A 19841-nucleotide genomic window follows, 5' to 3' on the forward strand; every position below is an offset into this window, starting at 1 on the left:
ATTTGGGTTGTGCTAATGTTCCTCAGCCTCGCAGGGCTCATCATGACTCCGCTGCTTAGGAAGAGAAAATCACGTGACTGTAAATCTAAACGGCACTGAACGTTTGCTGCAACCAATACAACAATTCGATGCCGCCATTTCCCCAAATTTCAGGGCAATAGCGTAAGGATTGTAAAACCATATTTCAGAACATGGCGGTATCCGAAAGGAGCCGCCATGTTCATTTTGTCTAGATCCCGACTTCGGGCCAAAATCGAGCTGTTGACAAAGCCCTATACTCCACCCGGACATTATGGTAAGATATAGAAAAGCAAGGGGGATTCACTTATGTTGATGCGGATGGATAATAAGCAACTGAAATTTCATTTCGTTACGATTGAAAATCTTGTGCCAGAAGATCAGACTTTGATAAAATTGAATTGTTTGCAAACAATGCTTCAAAACGGTGCGGCGGCGACAACCTTGTTCCCTTACCGCAATTGAGGTATACTAAGGATAGTGATAGCCACTATGAACCTTGATAACTGCATAGATTCCTTTCATATTGATCCGCATTTCATCTCGTATCACTCATTTTGAAAGGATGGATCAATCATGGAAAACAGAGTTTATTGTTTATACCGAGTTTCTACCGATAAACAGGTGGATTACAATGACAGAAGCCAGGCGGATATTCCAATGCAACGCAAAGCCTGCCACCGCTTCGCCGAGGAAAAGGGCTGGACGATCCTCCACGAGGAACAAGAGGATGGCGTGTCCGGCCACAAAGTACGAGCAGAAAAACGCGACAAGCTGCAAATCATCAAGGAACACGCCAAACAGGGCAAGTTTGATATTCTGCTGGTATTCATGTTTGACCGCATAGGACGGATCGCAGACGAAACGCCCTTTGTGGTGGAATGGTTTGTAAAAAACGGCGTTCGCGTATGGAGCACCCAAGAAGGCGAGCAGCGGTTTGACAATCACACCGACAAGCTCACCAACTACATTCGATTTTGGCAAGCCGATGGGGAATCGGAAAAAACTTCTATCCGTACCAAAACTGCTTTAGGACAGCTTGTAGAGGACGGACATTTCAAGGGTGGAACCAATGCCTATGGGTATGACCTTGTAAAAAGCGGGCGTCTCAATAAGCGCAAGCACGAGCTCTATGAATTGTCCGTCAATGAAGAGGAGGCGGCCATTGTACGGCTTATATTTGATAAATATGTGCATGAAGGTTATGGCGCCCAGCGCATTTCAACCTATCTGAACGATCTAGGCCATCGGGCGAGGACAGGAAAAAAGTGGCACCCTGCCAGCATTCGGGGTATTCTTAGCAATCTCACCTACACAGGCGTTTTACGAAGCGCTGAAAGCCGGTCTCCTATACTGCCCCACCTGCAAATCATAGACCCAGCATTGTTTGAAGCAGCACAACAAATCCGCAAAGCTCGCTCTAATTCCGCAAAGGAGATACGACATATTCCTTTGAACACCCGCGGAAATTCCCTTTTAGCCGGGAACATATTTTGCGGACATTGCGGTTCACGGTTGACCCTTACTACCAATGGCCGGTTTTATCCCTGTAAAAGTGATCCGAACCGGATCGTGAAACGGGTGCGGTATGTTTGTTACGGAAAGACACGAAAGCAGACGGAATGTGATGGACAGACCGGCTACACGTCCCACGTTCTGGACGGGATTGTCGATAAGCTGGTGCGGCAGATATTTGAACACATGAAAGCCATCCCGAAAAGCGAGATCGTCAATGCGCGGTATCAGGAAAAAATGACCGAACGGAAAGCACTGCTTCGCACCGTCCGTGAGGACTTCACGAAAGCAACAAATGATCTTAGTACATTGAAAGCGGAAGTCGTCAAATCCCTACAGGGTAACAGCGCTTTTTCCAAGGAACTACTGGGATCACTGATCGCCGAAGCAGAAGTCAAATGCGCTGAACTCCAAAAGCAGTACGAGGACGCAAAGGCCGCCTATGAGGAAGGCCAGAGTATTTTACAGTCGCTGAATTCCCAGTACAATGACATTATCTCATGGGCGGAAATGTATGACACGGCCAGTATCGAAGTCAAGAAAATGATAATCGGGTATTTAATCAACCGGATCGAGGTTTACCGGGACTACAAGCTGCACATTGATTTTAATATTGACTTTGAGCAATTCAGCCTCGGCATGGACGTGAGTGAAACATAGCATACAACAAAACCTCGCTCCCTTTCGGAAGCGAGGATAAGCACTTTCCCTTGCAAGAGTGGAGATAAGGGGATTCGAACCCCTGGCCTCTTGAATGCCATTCAAGCGCGCTCCCAACTGCGCTATACCCCCATCACACTTTGTTTCAAGCGAACACTATTATAGCATACGTACTTTCTCGCTGTCAAGCATTTTTTCCACCCATTCTAAAAAACACCGCCTCCCATTGTCACCGCAAATTTATGGAAGCCTTCTTCTCGCCCTGTGACGCTCCACAATGAGAACTTTGTTGGGCAACCTCTGTCAGAGATGCAGACAGAGGTTGCCCGTTTTTTATTTTTCCCGCACGACGTTCTGAGTCAAAACGATCCCATTCTCATACTCTAGCACGGCCGTTCCTCCTGGGACCGGCAGCCGGAAAGACACATTCCACTCCTTCGGCCAGGCCGGCAGAAATCGGACTTCGCCCCGGTCCACCTGCAAGGCCATCAACAAAAGGCCAATGGAAGTTGACGTCCCGTGGTCCTGGTCCGGCGTCCAGTCAAAGTTTGGACCCCAGTATGCTGGAAAGAAACAATCTTCTGCTATAGCGGCGAAATTGCTGGTCACCGCCTCGCGGCAAAAATCCGTCATGCCCAGAATAGCGGCCTGCTCCAATGCCTGAGACCACCCTGCGATATGCACATTTGTCCTCTGGGAAAAAGTATCCGTTAGAATTTCGCGCATTTCAGGGCTATCATAGGGGCTGAGGGCCTGATAGGGAAACAGCACATAGAGCTCCGGAGTCTCACAGTTTTTCGGCTCTGTGTCTATGAATGCCCGGCAGGGCGCGATCACCTGCTTTCCATTCTTCTCCATATAGGGAATGCTGCACAGATCCTCTTCCGTCAGCGCAGGTGTTCCCCCCAGTTCCCTCATCAGGCGGGACACTGCTATGATCCCGGCAAGATCCGGTGTGTCGTCGATGCAATCCTGCCATGTTTCCAGAGATGAAACGGGCGCAATGCAAAGTTTTCCGTCCTCGCCTCTAGAAAACCGTTCCCGGAAAAATTGCAGAACCTCCCCCGCGAAGGGCAGCGCTGTGTCCGTCAGAAAATCAGCGTCCCCAGTAAACTGGCAAAACTTCAACATCATAAACGCGATCTCCAATTGCCCATTGACATGCCAGCCGATGTAGCGATTCACGCACTCTGGCTTCTCCTCCCCAATGTGGGTATAGCCAAAGTTTGAATCCGCATAGGTTCCATAGAATGTAAATGTCTCCGGCAACAGAATCCCCCCGCAGCCAAAGGTATTGCGTGCTCTGTCCCGGCAGATGGGCATCAGCTGTTTACAGAGCCGGAAGAAGGGACGCATCCCCTCAAAATCGCCAGAATATAACATATCCCAGTAAATCAGGCGGGTATTTTGGATCCAATAGGGTTCTCCCCACCTTCGATAATCATAATCCCCTCCGTCGTAGGGCGAAGGATGGACCGTAAAAATTGAGCCATTAAACTTAATCGGCATTTTGCCACGGCCAGCACAGCCGTTCATGTATTTTTGCAGTGTATATCCTCTGGACGCTAACTCTGCATCTGGCGTACCGCTTGCGAAGAGATAGTACTCACCAAAAAACCGGCCCCACCAGTCTTGATTCTTTCTCAGTGCATCTAAATAGGAAGTGGAAAATAACTCATCGGCCAGCCTCTGGGTTTCCAAGGCCCATATCTCTGGGGTGGCTGACATCCGGCAATCCTGCAAGATATACAGGATATGCCGCGTATTTGGCTCCGCTTCAAGCCTCGCCTGTACTCGGACAAACCCTTCTCCTCCCACAACGCATCCAAAGGTTCGGTGCCGTATGGGATCCTCACCAATATGCTCCGCAAGATTCTGATTCAAAACTGAATAGGCATAATACGACCACTGATTGGAATGGCACCATTGCAGCCGGTCTACCGGACAAAAAATCCGATCCGCGCTCTCCTTGACTATAAAAGGCGCACTGCTATACCCATAGCACGATTCATCCTTCGGATTCAGGACACGCTCCCGATCCCGATAGTTAATCTGTTCAACCGACACCGGTACTTTTCTCACCGCGTCCACTCGCACCGCCAGCAGCGGAGTGTCCACAAAAGCGGACACCGTGACCCGCACCTGACCGGCGGCATCCTGGATGCGGACACACCCATCGGTCAAATCCAGCTCCAACTCCGGCAGGTTTTCCTTTGAAAAGATGCCAGGTACCTGCACTGTGATATATCCCGTTTTCATTAGACGCCCGGACTCCCCAAAGCTATCGGTCTTGCTCAGAAGTAGATGAAGCCTGCTGTCCTCCTCCAGCCAGACATTCGCTCCGCAGTCGCCCCCTCCAATGGGAACGCTCTCCCGTGAACTCTTTGAAAATCCTTTCTTTCTTACATTAGCGTCCGTGATTCGATAAGCCATTTTATCCTCCATTCCAGAGCGCTCGCCGTGGGGGTGCCATCAGAGCGATTTGTGACGCTCCGACACAAATCGCCGGGTGAACTTGCATTTTGTCTCAGTATACTAGATATAAAACGCGATGTAAAGAGTCCACTGGAAACTCGGTAAAAAAATTCACGTCTTGCTTTCTTTCATATCCAATGCTATAATGGCTGCAACTAGGACCATGAGTAGGAGGTGATTTCTATAAATATTCTAATTATGACCGACGCCGAAGGGCTCTGCGGCATCTACCAAAATGAACAGGTCAAAGCGACACATCCCTTGTATGGGGAATGCCGGCGGTATATGACCCGGCAGATTAATGAATTGGCGGCAGGATTTAAAGGAGCAGGCGTAGAGCGCGTGTATGTCCGGGACTGCCATGGAGGCGCTTGCAGCGCCATTTGGGAGGACATCAGCGCCGATGTGGACCGGATTATCCAGGGGGATACCGGGACAAACCGGATGCCCTATATCGAATCCGTGGATGCTGTGGCCTTATTGGGATACCACGCTATGGCTGGAACTCCCACCGCGGTTTTGGAGCATACGATGATGTCGACACTGTGGCAGAAATTTATGATCCACGATACAGAAGCCGGCGAAATTCTGCTGGACGCCAGCATCGCCGGGGATTACGGAAAGCCGGTGATCCTTGTGGCCGGGGACGATTATGCCTGCGCAGAGGCTGAGCGGCAGATACCAGGCGTCGTGACGGCGCAGCTTAAAGAGGCAATGTCCTGTTACGGCGCGTCGATGCTCTCGCCATCGGCGGCATACGCTCTCCTCCGCAAAAAAGCTGCAGAAGCCGTCACCGCGTATCCGTCCATACAACCTATTGTACAGCCAAAACCTGTGGTTCTCTCGCTGGAATTGATCGAACGCGGCCAGCTTCCCCATCCCGAGACAAAGCCCTATATGAAAATTACAGGCCCTCGCTCCTATCAGGTGGAGGGCAGTTCGGTGGCGGAGGCGTTATTTCGGCTTTTCTAACGAGGCCCTGTCCTGACTTCTTTTTTAACACTTTATCCGTTGCAAACAGATTCATTATACGATATAATAGCAAAAAAACGAGCAGGAGGATCAATCCATGTTCAAAAAAGAATGGAAAGATTGTTATGTACTCTGCGATGATCAGCGTTTGACCATCGGTAACGCTGCTATTGAGCGATGCTATCTGATACACGGCGGCCAATTCATCCCCGCCGCAATTCTCAATAAGAAAACTGGCCACACCTGGCAGGGAAACCAGAAGGACTATATCGTACCCTCCAATTCATTTCTCCATGCCGCTGAAGCAACCATGGACCTGGCTGTGACCATTGAGGACCATGACGGACTCTCCCATTCCTTCATGAAGGCCACCATCACCATGGTACAGGGAGACAGACACATCATTTGGGATCTGATGGTCTTCCCGTCCAGCGAAGGACCAGCCCTACCTTTCATTACATCGAATATTCGCCTATTTGCCGCCACACCCGTAACACTGACTTTCCTCGAGCCCTCTTCTGCGCCAACCGCACCGGAAGGTCTTCATCTGATTCCGTCGGATGCGGATTGCATTGACTGCATATCGCTCCCCGATGGGCACTATAAGTTTGAAGCCGTCCGCCTCTATGACCGAACCGATACTCACGATACCTTAGTCAAGATTGACTCGCAGATGCTTTATAAAAACGAACCCTATCAGGCAGATGGCAACCTATTCTTTATCCATGATTATGTCCGGGACGAAGCGCTAATGTTGGTCAAGGAGGCTCCCACTCACATGGCATCCCTCGGCAGGTCTACAGGCGACCTCCATATTGATGGAAAAAAATCTGTCCAGATGATAGGCTCAGGGCTGGACGGGGCTGTTGTCGACTCAGAAGGAATCTTCAGCTACAGCTCTACTGTCGGTGTCGGTGCGCGTCAAGAATTGGACGGACTCTATCTCGATTTCTACCGCCAGCAATATAAGGGCGAATCTTGCCGGCATACCTTTACTATGTCCAACACCTGGGGCGATCAAAGCCAGGACAGTGCCATCTGCCATGATTTTATGATGCGGGAGATTGAGATCGCCGCATCCATCGACCTTGACATCGTACAGATCGACGACGGATGGCAGAAGGGAATCACAGCAAATTCTAAGCTGGTGAAGGGAGGCGTGTGGGAAGGCTATTACGCCAACGATCCTAACTTTTGGGATATTAATGAGGCGAAATTCCCCCAGGGACTCGCTCCCATCGTGGACTATGCCGCTTCAAAAGGCATCACCATGGGATTGTGGTTCTCCCCAGACTCCTCCAGAGACTTTGCCAACTGGAAACGGGATGTGGAGACTCTTCGCCACCTGTATGAGCAGTACAACATCCGCTATTTCAAGTTGGACGGTGTGAAACTGCGCAACAAAACGTGCGAACGGAATTATCTGCGCTTTCTGGAGGAACTTCATGCCATCAGCCACGGGCAGATCTCCTTCAATCAGGATATCACCGCTGAAATTCGCCTAGGCTACGTCTATCACAAGCAGTATGGCACTCTGTTCGCGGAAAACCGCTACACTGGCTCTACCAGCTACTACCCCCACAATACGCTGAAAAACCTCTGGCATCTGTCCGAGTACTTTCCCGTCACCCGCTTCCAATTTGAGCTGCTCAACAACCGTCGCAACGCGGATCAATACGGCGATGATCCGTTGGCTCCTTCCCAATATTCCATAGACTATGAATTTGCCACCGTCATGCTCGCCAACCCCCTCTTCTGGATGGAGATGCGCAATCTGACGCCGGACGATATAACAACGCTGCGCAGCATTGTATCGGTATATAAGCAGTACCGCCAAGAATTTTTCCAGGCCCGGATTCGCCCCATAGGGCAGATGCCCGATGGCGTCAGCTTCACCGGCTTTCAGATTGAATGCGGACCTGGTCACGGATACCTCCTGTGCTTTCGCGAATTTACAGCCAATTCGCACTATACCTATGCGCTGCGGGATCTCCAAGGCCATTGCCTTAAGGCCACAGTGCTGTACAGTGGCTTATCTGAATCGAATCGGTCTGCTTCTATTCAGACCGATGATGATGGGATGCCAAGCCTCACTGTTACAATGAAGCAACCTCGCAGTTATATGCTGATCCAGTATCAGGACGCAGAATAGGAGCCTCGACGAATATGACGTTTCGACAACACCCTTTGCATCCCGGGGAGCAACTTGAGATCCGGGATTTCTCTCCTTATGTACAGGAACCCGCCAGTCCAACCAGCCTTGCGGCAGACAAATGGCAGTTGCGCGATTACACGCTTCTAGATGGGACCCCTGGGCGCATGTTGGCAGTCAACGCCCTGACAAAGGATACCCGTCACTTCTCCTCCCATGGGATGCCACCCGTCATTGAAATCCCCCTCAACTTGGACGGACTCTACTCCATCTACTTTGGAATGCCCCTGTTGGACTGGAAACCCGTCCTTCCCGGCGCTCCCTGTGGTGTTGACGCGGCGCTGGACGGCGAACCTTTTATCAATGTGGGCCCGGAATATGGTGTTCGCCATGGCCGCATTCTGGAAGAAACAAACCGGGAAATCTTTGTGTTCTTTAAAAATGCGCGTCTAACCCATCGAACTCTTCGCATCCGCGTTCCTTTTGGGACTTTCAACTCTCTGCCCCTGGGCCATGTGCGCGCTGCCCTGTCCTGCATTCGGCTTGTCCGTCTGGAGGATTGCACTCCGCTCCACGCTCGCAGCCAGGTTCCCTATCCGGATGCCGAAGAAAAGAAACCGCTCATCATTGTCTGCGATGGATTTTCACACTACTTTAGCTTTGCCAATATAGGGGAATGTATGGACTTGCGTCTCCCTGCCTGCTATGCGGATAGCGATGTGAAAATCATGATGACGCAGATTGCCGGTCCAACCCTCTGGAAAAGCCAAATTACCAGCTACATGGGAGAAGGTTTCACCGAGGAAGACTTGGTTGGAAAGCGATCCGGAGATATCCGCGCCATCCGCTATATCCAGTGGACTGTTGAAAACCAGCAGGAGGCCCTTCGCCAACAGGCTAAGGCTTGCCACGACGTGGGTATGGAATTTCATTTCTCCATCCGCGCTAATCTTTTCTTTCACAATGACAGCTCGAAAATCGGTGACAATGTCGAAAAATATATGAATGGCAGGTGGTGGCAGGAAAACCCTGACGCCCGGCGCGACACCGGTTGCACCTGGAAGCTGGATTACGCGAAAGAGAAAACCCGGCAGTATTTTGCCTCCCTCTTCCAGGAGGCAATGGACAATTTTCCTATAGACGGCATCAATTTTGACTTTACCCGCTGGCCCTCGGTCCTAGATCCGGAAAAGGATGATGAGACTCTACTTCTGACCATCGCTAGAGAAATCCGCGCCCTTGTCGATGCTCAACGCGAAAAAACAGGCCGGCGGATTCAGTTTAGCATGACATTTGTGGACGGCTATCACGCGGGAAAGTCCCTGGATGAGCAAAAAATTAATTTTGAGGCCCTGATGCGGGAGCGTCTATTGGATTTCGTTATGGTGGAGGCGTGGGATATGAAGAAATACTGCGACCTCGCCCATCAATACAAGACCCCCCTCTTTGCCGTCCAGGATGGAGAATCGATCTATTACCCTGGTGGATTTCGCCAGGACCCGCTATGGAAATTGCCGGACGGACGGCAGCAAGATGATCCCGAAGCAGGGGAAGAACTATTGGCCCAACCTGATATTCGGAGCTGTCTGACGCCAGGAGAACTCAATACAGTGCTGGATCGTTTCTATACAGCTGGTGCGGATGGGGCTGCCTTTATAAACCGGTTCATGGGCGATCTCACCATACGGGACAGCGGCTGTGCCGCTCGAGTTAGGGCCCGCGCTGCCAGTGGTGAGATTTATGGCCAGGTGAAGGGGGCATATATGTTTTTCTAGGAGTTTCTGGTTCCCCTCAAAAATCGAATCGAGGCCTGTATCACGATGACTATTTTCCATCGTATGCCTCTTCACAGTAGATGCAGCGATATACCTCGTTGACCTCATCTGTTAGAACAAACACATGCTTAAGCTCCTGTTCAATGGATGTGATACAGCGAGGATTTTTGCATTTAATCACGTTGGTGATCTTCTTAGGAAGCTGGATCTGTCGTTTTTCAATGATTTTCTCATCTTTGATGATGTTGATTGTGATATTGTGGTCGATGTACCCGAGAATATTCAGATCCACTAGGTCGAGGCTTCCCTCGATTTTAATAATATCCTTGCGGCCCATCTTGTTGGAACGGGCATTTTTTATGATGGCCACACTGCAATCCAGCTTGTCCAGTCCAAGATCGTGATAGATGGACATGCTCCGTCCAGCCTGAATATGGTCCAACACGACTCCTTCTTTTAAACTTCCAACATTCAGCATTCTTATTTCCCTCCCAATCCTAACAGTGTCATGATCAAGGCCATACGGGCATAGACGCCAAACTGTACTTGTTTGAAATACGCAGCCCTCGGATCGTCGTCCACTTCCACGGATATCTCATTGACTCTAGGCAACGGGTGCAGCACCAGCATATCTTCCCTGGCAAGCTTCATCTTCTCCGCGTCTAAAATATAGCTATCCTTCATGCGGATATAATCCTCCTCATTAAAAAAGCGTTCCTTTTGGACACGCGTCATATACAGAATGTCCAGCTCCGGCATCACATCTTCCAGACGCTGCACTTCTTTAAAGGGTATTTTGTTTTTGATTAGGGTATTGTCACGAATATAGCTGGGAATGCGAAGTGCATCCGGTGAGATCAGCACAAACCGGATATGGGGATACCGCACCAAAGCGCTGATGAGAGAATGAACCGTCCGGCCAAATTTTAAATCCCCACAGAGACCAATCGTTAGATCTGACAATCTGCCCTTTAGAGAGCGAATGGTGCAGAGATCTGTCAGCGTTTGTGTCGGGTGCTGGTGCCCGCCGTCGCCGGCATTAATCACGGGAATGGATGATTTTAAAGACGCCACCAGAGGCGCGCCCTCTTTTGGGTGCCGCATTGCACAGATATCAGCGTAACAGGACACAATGCGAATGGTATCGGAAACGCTCTCTCCTTTGGTGGCGGAGCTGGAATCCGCAGTGGCAAATCCGAGTACACTGCCTCCCAAGTTCAACATCGCCGCTTCAAAACTTAGGCGCGTGCGAGTACTGGGTTCATAAAATAACGTCGCGATTTTCTTTCCCTTGCAGACTTGAGAATACCGTTCGGGATTCTGCCGAATCTCATCCGCCAGGTCTAGAACTTCATCAAGCTCTCCCACTGTAAAATCCAGTGGATTTAAAAAATGACGCATAAAAACCTCCATTCTGCCACGAATTGCGGCAACTTCATATAGCTAACTTGTTACTTAACTTATTATATTATCATACTTAAATTCAGAATGCAATTCTTTTCTTTGAGTTGTGTCGAGATGTCAAACACACTTTCTCAAAAAAATGGGTATGCTGTTACGCCCTCAAACTTTAATACATGACACCTAGATATTGGAACACGCCCAACGGCTACATTCATCCACAGCCGTGTACATTTCCTATGACATGAAACGATTATATCGGAGGATTTAGCAAACAAGCTCGCACATTATTTTACTTTTCCCTATCTCGGCTGCCGTTCCTTGCTTTTTGCTCCGACATCCTCTTATTTTTACGGTCATATCTTCATTTTTATATAGACTACCTTCTCACCTTTCTCAAAATTCAGCGGCTGACCGAGAGTTTGACATATGCCATCCGTGGGACCTTAGTCAAGAAGAAGGTGGCAAATACTCGTATTACGATCTCCATGACCGGAAGAAACAGGTGGAGTGTCAGTATCTTTGGAAAGATGGTATACGACTTTATTAAGCAGATTTATCTATAAAACAGTCCCACAGGATCTGTTTTTTGCCCTCCCCTTGACAAAACTCATATTTTACTGTATTATTGTATTAAACTATTAATACAATAATACAGAGAGGTGCTGATCGAACATGGCCTATGATTTCAACGATACAAGCCCGATCTATCTACAATTGATCCAGGTGTTCTGCGAGAAACTCATTGCCCGCCAGTGGAAGGCGGGAGAAAAAATTCCTCCTGTAAGGGAGCTGGCGGTGGAGTACGGCGTCAATCCCAATACTGTACAGCGCGCTTTGACCCAGATGGAACAGGAGGGACTACTATATACCCAGCGCACTTCTGGGCGCTATATCACCGAGGACGAGGAGTACATTCGCCGCGTCCGCGACAATATCGCCGATGACTACATCGGCGAATTCATCAACAAAATGTTGGCCCTCGGGCTTAACAAAGAGGAATTAGAAGAAAAATTGACACAAAAATGGAGGGAGCTTCATGGGAATCATTGATGTTCAGAATCTGAACAAAACGTACGCCAACAAGCTGGTACTAAACAACTTAAGTCTGTCCCTGGGGAGTGGACAGATCGTGGGGTTGCTGGGGCCCAACGGATGCGGAAAATCTACGCTGATCAAAATATTGGCCGGCGTCATCTCAGACTACGATGGAAATGTCTTCATTGACGGACAGACTCCCGGCATCTATACCAAAAGCATCGTGTCGTATCTCCCAGAAAAAACGTATTTGAGCAAATGGATGCGTCCTGTCGATGCAGTGGCGTATTTTTCCGATTTTTATGCTGACTTCGACAAGGTAAAGGCCATGGATATGATCCAGCAATTCCGCCTGGACCCCATGCAGCCGACAAAGAATATGTCGAAAGGTATGCAGGAAAAACTGCAGCTCTCCCTCGTCATGTCCCGCCGGTCCAAAGTCCTGATACTGGATGAGCCCCTCGGCGGCGTCGACCCTGCAACGCGAAGCGCCATCCTGGACATGATTCTCCGCAACTACCTAGAGGAGTCTATTTTGATTATGGCCACACATCTGGTTCAGGATGTGGAGCGGATTTTCAACTACGCCATCCTTCTCGGCTACGGCGAACTGATTCTTGCTGGGGAGACGGATGATATCCGAAGGGAATATGGCAAGAGCTTAGACGAAATCTTCCGGGAGGTGTTCGCATGTTCCATAAGCTTGTAAAACATGAATTTAAGGCTACGGGGCGTATTATTCTATTTCTCTATCTTGCCGCCGCTGTATTGTCGGGAGTGTCCCTTTTGTTGCAAAAGGTTGCCAACGCGATTCCTCTGGTCTCCGTTGCCATCTCTCTGTTCTCCATAATTCTGATGATTGCCTGTCCCCTTGTCACATATGTCATCGTAATCATGCGATTTTACAAGAGCTGTTATGGCGATGAGGGCTACCTAACGCAGACACTGCCTGTTTCCGGCAAACAGATCTATTTCAGCAAATTACTAGTGGCATTTTGCTGGTGCCTGCTGAGTATACTATTGGTCTTTTTGTTGCTCTTCAGTCTTATGTCCCTGCTGACAGGTGTCGCCGGCGGGTCCGATATTAGTTTAATGCATGTTTTTGTCGAAGTCTTTGGCAAGCTTCCCTTGGCCACCAGCACTAAGGTTTGGTTCATCGCTATGATGACTGTCTATATCCTATTTTCCTGTGCTAACTGGCTTGTCCAGATTTATTTCTGTATCTGTGCTGGAAATCTAAGAGTGTTCCGCTCTCTGGGGAGTGCCGCACCTGTGTTGATCTACATCATGGTCTACATCGCGATGCAGATTCTCATGCTGGCCGCCATGTTCCTGTTCCCCTATGGCATCACATTATACGGCGGACACTTCCACATCATACGGGAGATGGGACTTCAATCAATGCTTCAAGGAGCCGACCCCACATCCCTCAGTTTAGGTGTCTTTGTCCTATCGCCCATCGCTTTTGCCGTAATGATGTACTTTGGCGTGCGCTGGCTATCGCGGAAGGTGAATCTAAAATAATATCAACATCCATCAGGCAAAAAACAAGGCTTTGACCTCAAATCGTCAAATGCCTTGTTTTTTGCTGCTCTTTCTAGTTCTTTACCCTGTCAACATATGTTCAATAAAGATCTTGACCCCGATGCCTACAAGAATGAGCCCTCCCACAAGCTCCGCTTTGTTGCGCAGAATGCCGCCAAATCTTCGCCCCAGGAATACAGCACCAAAACTGACGGCAAAGGTTATGGCACAAATAACACTGGCGGCAGCCAGGATCCCCCCTTCATAGGGCAGCGCTACAAAACTGACGCCCACCGCCAGAGCGTCGATGCTGGTGGCGATGGCCTGCATAAATAGGAGTTTGCCCGAAAGGGTGACACACTCGTGACTTACCTCATGCCCCGCATGGCTCTCCCAAATCATCTTCCCTCCAATAAACCCTAACAGTATTAACGCCACCCAGTGATCCAGCGATGTAATCTCTCGTTCAAAAAAGGAACATGCATAGTATCCAATCAAAGGCATGATTCCCTGGAATATGCCAAACGCTCCGGCGATGCGCCCGGCCTCTTTCACCCCAGCCCTATGAAAACACATTCCATTGCTCATGGAGACAGCGGCGGCATCCATGGACAGCCCCACTGCTATGAGCAGCAATTCCCAAATCCCCATGCTCCACCCCTTCCGCCAAAATTATCTTGTTGCACGGCGTATGGACGAACACGCACAAGTATGATAAGATTAGAGTCTATAAAAGGAGGTCTTATCAATGCTGCATCTCTGTCCAGAATCACCATTCACCAGCCTTGACTCATATATCAAGATTACAGATGAGGGAACTGATCTGGTGCAATACGCCGCCGCGTTTACCTTCGATCCTCGCTGCAAACAAATCCTGCTGGTCCTGGAATACCCCATCCCCGATGTATCCATCTACGCCCAAGGGGACTTGCTCACGGCGGTTTCGACCGGTTCAACTATAGTGTATGTTCCAATTCAAGCAAAAATAACGCCCTTTCCCTGTATTAACACATTGACTTTTGAGGTCCCCGCATTACAAAGCCAGGGAAATCCCCGTCCCTGCCTTCACGCCTGGCTTCTGCAAAGGGACAGTATATTTTTCCATGAGCCGGAGTTCCATATGGATATCAACTCTCTAGGTGAAACCACATGGGAGCTCCAAATCCAGGGACGAATCGACAATACCCGTTCCGTTCCCGTCTGCATCACTCTACAAGCCCTTCTATCCTTTTCCCAAGAGCCAGTCATTTCCCGGGAAATGCCAGCGCTTTCTCTCTCCGCTAATACTCATACCGTCTTTCAACACCATCTGACAATCTCTGCACCCCACCTATGGACGCCGGAAACCCCCTCGGTCTATATAGTGACTCTCTTTCTTATGGTCGAAGGCGAAATCATGGATGTCCTCTCATGTCCATTGGCATTTCGGGATATCTCCCAGACTGACGGCGGAGCGCTGCTCCTCAACCAAAGTCCCTGGGGACCACGTGGCTTCTGTATACCGGATGTCTCTTGTTATCATCCCGCCTTTATTGAGTATCAATTGCAGTTGATCAAGAACATTGGGGCCAACGCCGTCACAACCAACACCCCAGCGGATGCCTCCTTTTATCAGAGTTGTCTATCACTGGGATTGTTGTATGAGCCCGCTCTCTCTTTCTCTCTGCCTCTTCTGAAATTTTCTCTGTTTCCCGAGTCCACATTCCTCTCTTCCTATCAGGCACAGTGGACAGACGTCCCCATGCTCGCCTTTGGAACTCACTGGAATTTACCCGTGGATTCAGGTTCTATCGTGCCTGTTCCCATCTACTCCAACTGTGAGGAAGTGGAGATTCTGCTGAACGATCGATCTGTGGGACGGTATCCTCTGTCAAACGGAGGATGCCTGGCGAAAGTTCCCTATGAGATGGGGCGCCTGGAAGGTGTTGGCTATCGAAATGGGCGCGAAGAAGCTCACGCCCAAATTGTAACCACCGGACTTGCCGACTCTCTGCAAATGTACCTATCCAAAACATACCTTGTCTATGGACGGCAGGATGCCGTAGTCGCCTGTGTGCGAACCGTGGATTTTGCCGGGCATCCTGTTCCAGATGCGGATCAACTTATTTTCTTCGAGGGTCGAAGCGGTGTCCAGGTCTATCAGACCGGTTCTCTGGACGACGGAGCTTCTCCTCGCTTCACTCCTTACCATCCCCTCTACAATGGCGAGTGCTATGCCATCCTGGAATCCACCGACGGAGACGACGCTCTCATCAACGTGTATACCCAAGAGCTAACCGGTGATAGCGCAATCTTGCCTGTGCGGGAGATCCGTTCACCGGATATTGCGCCCGGATGCGGCGTCTGATACACAACCGCTCCTATCCGGCACCATGAATTTTATTACAAAGCTTGCAGGCGGTTGGCGTAGCCGCCACACCCCCCATCGCTGTTTCCCTCAGCTCATAGGGGATGCTGCGGCCAACCCGGTACATAGCATCCACCATTTCGTCAAATGGTACTACCGATCTGACACCGGACAAGATCATCTCCGCGCTAATCAGCGCTGTGGAAGCGCCCATCGCATTTCTTTTCTGACAGGGTGCTTCCACCAGCCCGGCTATGGGATCGCACACCAAACCTAGCATCGTCCCTATGACAGAGGATGCGGCGTCCAGGCATTGTTGTGGGCTTCCACCTTGCAGCTGCACCACGGCAGATGCCGCCATAGCCGACGCGGAGCCGATCTCCGCCTGGCACCCGCCCTCGGCGCCAGCAACCGTGGCATTGCGTGTAATCAGGTATCCAACCGCCCCGGCGTTAAATAGCGCATCGATCATCTGCTCATCTGAAAATCCAAATTCCTCTTCCACAGCTAAAAAAACTCCCGGAATCACTCCCGAACTGCCGGCCGTGGGCGCGGCTACAATAAGCCCCATTGAACTGTTCACCTCTAGCACGCCCATGGCGTACGCCATCGCCTTTGCCATAACTTCTCCGCACACCGGCTTCACCGTTTTTCTTCGCTGATGTATTTTCTTCGCCTCTCCCCCGATCAGGCCACCCACCGATCGAAGTGTCTTCTCCTCCGATTCCCGAACGGCATTTTTCATAATATCGTAGGCCTTCGCCATCCGCTCCCATATCTCGTGCCGTTCTTTTCCAAAACAGCTGATCTCCCTTTGGATCATGATCTGTGAAATGGTCATTCCCTGATCCTGGCACAACGCGAGTAGAGAGCCTCCACTTGTAAAATTCATACTCCGTCCCCTTTCTTAAAGCTGGATCAAGGTTACATTGCCCACGGCGGGATGCTGCTTCACCTTGTCCACCACGCCCTCCGAGATCTCTCCATCTACCTCAATCACAGTGTATGCCGCTTCCCCTCTATTTTCCCGGTACATTCGCAAAAATGCGATGTTAATCTGCTCTTCTCCTAAGCACGCCGTTATATATGCGAGAACCCCTGGCTCATCCCTTTGCTCGACCAAAAGGGTCTGATACTCTCCGGACAGTGCGATATCAATACCATTTAGCCGCTTCAAAACCGCGCTTCCCCCTCCAATGGATTCCCCTACGACGGACAGTTTTCGCCCGGACTCTTCCGTAATCACGATTTCCACTGTGTTCGGATGCGCATCCTGATTTGCCGTGTCGATATCGAACCGGTACTCAATTCCGGCCTCTTCCGCATAGGTATAAGCATTTCGAATTCGAAGATCCTCCGGGCCGTAACCTAAAATGCCTGCTAACAGAGCGCGATCTGTGCCATGTCCCTTATAGGTTCGGGCAAATGATCCGTATAAAACAAATCGAACTGAGCGGATTTTACTTTGCACCATGGCCTGTGCCATCCTCGCAATTCGCAGGGCACCTGCCGTATGGGAGCTCGATGGTCCGATCATATTGGGGCCGATCACATCAAATACACTGATATCCCTCACTGCTCCATATCTCCTTTACTTTTGCCGTTTTTTGTCCATGTTTATTGTACCCAGATTTCCTTCCGAACGCAACATAATTCTTTATAACTTGCAAGGTCCATAACAAAGTTGCTGTCTTTGCTTCCTGTCGGCTTTTACTGAACTCTTTTTCATCCGGCGGCTAAATGGTTTGGTGGGGTTGTCTTGTTTTTGCGGCACCCTCTTTCGTTTTAGCGGCGGACTCTCGCCTTTTTTACTTCTCCGCCGCGAATGGTTCGGCGGGCTCCTCTCATTTTTGCCGTGCCCTCTTTCGTTTCATCGTCTTCCTCTCCTGTTTTAGCGGCGGATCCCAGCCTTTTTTACTTCTCTGCCGCGAATGGTATGGCGAACTCCTCTCATTTTGGCCGTGCCTTTTTTTGTTTCATCGCCTTCCTCTCCTGTTTTAGCGGCGGACTCTCGCCTTTTCTACTTCTCCGCCGCGAATGGTTGGGCGGGCTCCTCTCATTTTTGTCGCGCCCTCTTTCGTTTCATCGTCTTCCTCTCCTGTTTTTAGCGGCGGACTCTCGCCTTTTTTACTTCTCCGCCGCGAATGGTTGGGCGGGCTCCTCTCATTTTTGCCGTGCCTTTTTTTGTTTCATCGCCTTCCTCTCCTGTTTTAGCGGCGGACTCTCGCCTTTTCTACTTCTCCGCCGCGAATGGTTGGGCGGGCCCCTCTCATTTTGGCCGTGCCCTCTTTCGTTTCATCGGCTTTCCTCTCCTGTTTTAGCGGCGGACTCTCGCCTTTTCTACTTCTCCGCCGCGAATGGTTGGGCGGGCTCCTCTCATTTTGGCCGTGCCCTCTTTCGTTTTAGCGGCTTTCCTCTCCTGTTTTAGCGGCGGACTCTCGCCTTTTCTACTTCTCCGCCGCGAATGGCTTGGCGGACTCCTCTCATTTTTGCCGTGCCCTCTTTCGTTTCATCGGCTTTCCTTTCCTGTTTTAGCGGCGGACTCTCGCCTTTTCTACTTCTCCGCCGCGAATGGTTGGGCGGGCTCCTCTCATTTTGCCGCACCCTCTTTCCTTTCATCGTCTTCCTCTCCTGTTTTAGCGGCGGATCCCAGCCTTTTTTACTTCTCTGCCGCGAATGGTATGGCGGACTCCTCTCATTTTTGCCGTGCCCTCTTTCGTTTCATCGGCTTCCTCTCCCGTTTTAGCGGCGGACTCTCGCCTTTTTTACTTCTCCGCCGCGAATGGTTGGGCGGGCTCCTCTCATTTTTGCCGTGCCCTCTTTCGTTTCATCGCCTTCCTCTCCTGTTTTAGCGGCGGACTCTCGCCTTTTCTACTTCTCCACCGCGAATGGTTGGGCGAGCTCCTCTCATTTTTGCCGTGCCCTCTTTCCTTTCATCGTCTTCCTCTCCTGTTTTAGCGGCGGACTCTCGCCTTTTCTACTTCTCCGCCGCGAATGACTTGGCGAGCTCCTCTCATTTTTGCCGTGCCCTCTTTCCTTTCATCGGCTTCCTCTCCTGTTTTAGCGGCGGACTCTCGCCTTTTCTACTTCTCCGCCGCGAATGGCTTGGGCGGACTCCTCTCATTTTTGCCGTGCCCTCTTTCGTTTCATCGTCTTCCTCTCCTGTTTTAGCGGCGGACTCTCGCCTTTTCTACTTCTCCGCCGCGAATGGTATGGCGGACTCCTCTCATTTTTGTCGTGCCCTCTTTCCTTTCATCGTCTTCCTCTCCTGTTTTAGCGGCGGACTCTCGCCTTTTCTACTTCTCCGCCGCGAATGGCTTGGCGGGCTCCTCTCATTTTGCCGCACCCTCTTTCCTTTCATCGTCTTCCGGCGGATCCCAGCCTTTTTTACTTCTCCACCGCTCTGGTAATCCCATTTACCCCTCTCTGCAAAAAACTCTTGACAAATCTTATTTTTGGATTAAAATATTAGTTAGCTAACTAATAATTCTTGAGAAAGGAGATAATCATGCATCCCTACCATACAAACGATGAGCCAATTGGATTTCTCTTTCAACACACCAACCGGCTTTTTCAGGAGCTGCGGCGACGTCTTGCTAGCCTTCACGGCCTAGAAGAGGCTCAACCCCGGATCATGGGGATTCTCGCCCATGATCCCGGTATCTCTCAGCGTGAATTAAGTGAACGGCTAGCCATAACTCCAGCTTCGACCACGGCACAAGTACAAAAAATGGAAATTCAAGGCCTGATCCAGCGCCGGCCCGACCCAGACGATCAGCGCGCTCTCCGTTTGTACCTTACCGAAAAAGGACAAGAGATTGACCGCAATCTTGTCGCAGGCCTCCATGCACTTGAAGCCACCTTCTTAGAAGGACTAGAACAAGAGGAGATAGCCGAATTCCGACGGCTCCTCCTCCACATCCACGATAACTGTCATCGCGCCTTACAGTCCTAGACGCGGAAA

17 protein-coding genes and 1 tRNA gene are annotated in these 19841 nt (G+C 50.3%); 10 read left to right on the top strand and 8 right to left on the bottom strand.

From position 1 onward, the window contains the following. The first annotated feature begins 327 nt into the window (after positions 1–327). Together H8730_RS15430 and H8730_RS15435 are read left to right on the top strand one after the other, a co-directional pair. Positions 328–483, top strand: coding sequence for a hypothetical protein (locus H8730_RS15430; RefSeq protein WP_177719679.1), 156 nt, complete (start codon positions 328–330; stop codon positions 481–483). A gap of 111 nt (positions 484–594) precedes the next feature. Then, positions 595–2193 carry a recombinase family protein gene (locus H8730_RS15435; RefSeq protein WP_177719678.1) on the top strand — a complete coding sequence of 533 codons (1599 nt, stop codon included), beginning with the start codon at positions 595–597 and terminating at the stop codon, positions 2191–2193. Positions 2194–2252: 59 nt separating this feature from the next. On the opposite strand, the gene H8730_RS15440 is transcribed toward H8730_RS15435, so the two are convergent. Further along, positions 2253–2325 (bottom strand) — tRNA-Ala (locus H8730_RS15440). 201 nt (positions 2326–2526) lie between these two features. Next, positions 2527–4626 carry a DUF5703 domain-containing protein gene (locus H8730_RS15445; protein ID WP_177713537.1) on the bottom strand — a complete coding sequence of 700 codons (2100 nt, stop codon included), beginning with the start codon at positions 4624–4626 and terminating at the stop codon, positions 2527–2529. A gap of 216 nt (positions 4627–4842) precedes the next feature. On the opposite strand from H8730_RS15445, the gene H8730_RS15450 reads away from it, so the two are divergent. The 3 genes from H8730_RS15450 (at position 4843) to H8730_RS15460 (ending at position 9567) form a co-directional block, all read left to right on the top strand. Next, positions 4843–5640, top strand: a complete 798-nt coding sequence (locus H8730_RS15450) for a M55 family metallopeptidase (RefSeq protein ID WP_177713536.1) — start codon at positions 4843–4845, stop codon at positions 5638–5640. Positions 5641–5737: 97 nt separating this feature from the next. Continuing rightward, positions 5738–7792, top strand: coding sequence for an alpha-amylase family protein (locus H8730_RS15455; protein ID WP_177713535.1), 2055 nt, complete (start codon positions 5738–5740; stop codon positions 7790–7792). 14 nt (positions 7793–7806) lie between these two features. Then, a complete protein-coding gene (locus H8730_RS15460) occupies positions 7807–9567 on the top strand; it encodes a hypothetical protein (protein WP_177713534.1) in 1761 nt (586 codons plus the stop codon). Between the two features lie 49 nt (positions 9568–9616). Here the strand turns inward: H8730_RS15460 and H8730_RS15465 are convergent, their stop codons facing one another. Both H8730_RS15465 and pyrB read right to left on the bottom strand, forming a co-directional pair. Then, entirely contained in the window at positions 9617–10045 is a 429-nt protein-coding gene (locus tag H8730_RS15465; protein WP_177713533.1) for an aspartate carbamoyltransferase regulatory subunit, read from the bottom strand. A 2-nt stretch (positions 10046–10047) separates the two neighbouring features. Continuing rightward, the gene (gene pyrB / locus H8730_RS15470) at positions 10048–10968 is read right to left on the bottom strand and encodes an aspartate carbamoyltransferase (protein WP_177713532.1); all 921 of its coding nucleotides are present in this window, start codon (positions 10966–10968) and stop codon (positions 10048–10050) included. A 675-nt stretch (positions 10969–11643) separates the two neighbouring features. On the opposite strand from pyrB, the gene H8730_RS15475 reads away from it, so the two are divergent. From H8730_RS15475 to H8730_RS15485, 3 genes are read left to right on the top strand one after another with little or no spacing between them, the layout of a single operon-like run. Next, positions 11644–12021, top strand: a complete 378-nt coding sequence (locus tag H8730_RS15475; protein WP_177713531.1) for a GntR family transcriptional regulator — start codon at positions 11644–11646, stop codon at positions 12019–12021. Continuing rightward, positions 12008–12715 (top strand): ATP-binding cassette domain-containing protein, encoded by a 708-nt coding sequence (locus H8730_RS15480; protein ID WP_177713530.1) that lies wholly within the window; start codon positions 12008–12010, stop codon positions 12713–12715. The genes H8730_RS15475 and H8730_RS15480 overlap by 14 nt, the downstream gene beginning before the upstream one ends. Continuing rightward, positions 12697–13530: a hypothetical protein gene (locus tag H8730_RS15485; protein ID WP_249290117.1), complete on the top strand. Its 834-nt coding sequence runs from the start codon at positions 12697–12699 to the stop codon at positions 13528–13530. The genes H8730_RS15480 and H8730_RS15485 overlap by 19 nt, the downstream gene beginning before the upstream one ends. An 81-nt stretch (positions 13531–13611) precedes the next feature. Here H8730_RS15485 and H8730_RS15490 read toward each other — a convergent pair whose 3' ends face one another. Then, positions 13612–14181 (bottom strand): manganese efflux pump MntP, encoded by a 570-nt coding sequence (locus tag H8730_RS15490; protein WP_249290118.1) that lies wholly within the window; start codon positions 14179–14181, stop codon positions 13612–13614. Positions 14182–14278: 97 nt separating this feature from the next. Here H8730_RS15490 and H8730_RS15495 point away from each other — a divergent pair, with 97 nt between their 5' ends. Beyond that, entirely contained in the window at positions 14279–15877 is a 1599-nt protein-coding gene (locus tag H8730_RS15495) for a DUF4982 domain-containing protein (RefSeq protein WP_249290120.1), read from the top strand. Between the two features lie 13 nt (positions 15878–15890). Here the strand turns inward: H8730_RS15495 and sdaAA are convergent, their stop codons facing one another. From sdaAA to H8730_RS15510, 3 genes are all read right to left on the bottom strand, one after another. Then, the gene (gene sdaAA / locus H8730_RS15500; protein ID WP_177713526.1) at positions 15891–16769 is read right to left on the bottom strand and encodes an L-serine ammonia-lyase, iron-sulfur-dependent, subunit alpha; all 879 of its coding nucleotides are present in this window, start codon (positions 16767–16769) and stop codon (positions 15891–15893) included. Between the two features lie 15 nt (positions 16770–16784). Further along, complete coding sequence (gene sdaAB, locus H8730_RS15505) at positions 16785–17453, bottom strand: L-serine ammonia-lyase, iron-sulfur-dependent subunit beta (RefSeq protein ID WP_177713525.1); 669 nt, start codon at positions 17451–17453, stop codon at positions 16785–16787. An 848-nt stretch (positions 17454–18301) separates the two neighbouring features. Continuing rightward, on the bottom strand, positions 18302–18496 hold the full coding sequence (locus tag H8730_RS15510) for a hypothetical protein (protein WP_249290122.1): 195 nt from the start codon (positions 18494–18496) through the stop codon (positions 18302–18304). Between the two features lie 889 nt (positions 18497–19385). Here H8730_RS15510 and H8730_RS15515 point away from each other — a divergent pair. Further along, positions 19386–19832 (top strand): MarR family winged helix-turn-helix transcriptional regulator, encoded by a 447-nt coding sequence (locus H8730_RS15515; protein WP_177713745.1) that lies wholly within the window; start codon positions 19386–19388, stop codon positions 19830–19832. Positions 19833–19841 lie beyond the last annotated feature (9 nt).

The organism is Bianquea renquensis, from assembly GCF_014384895.1.
Taxonomy (GTDB): Bacteria; Bacillota; Clostridia; order Lachnospirales; family Bianqueaceae; genus Bianquea; species Bianquea renquensis.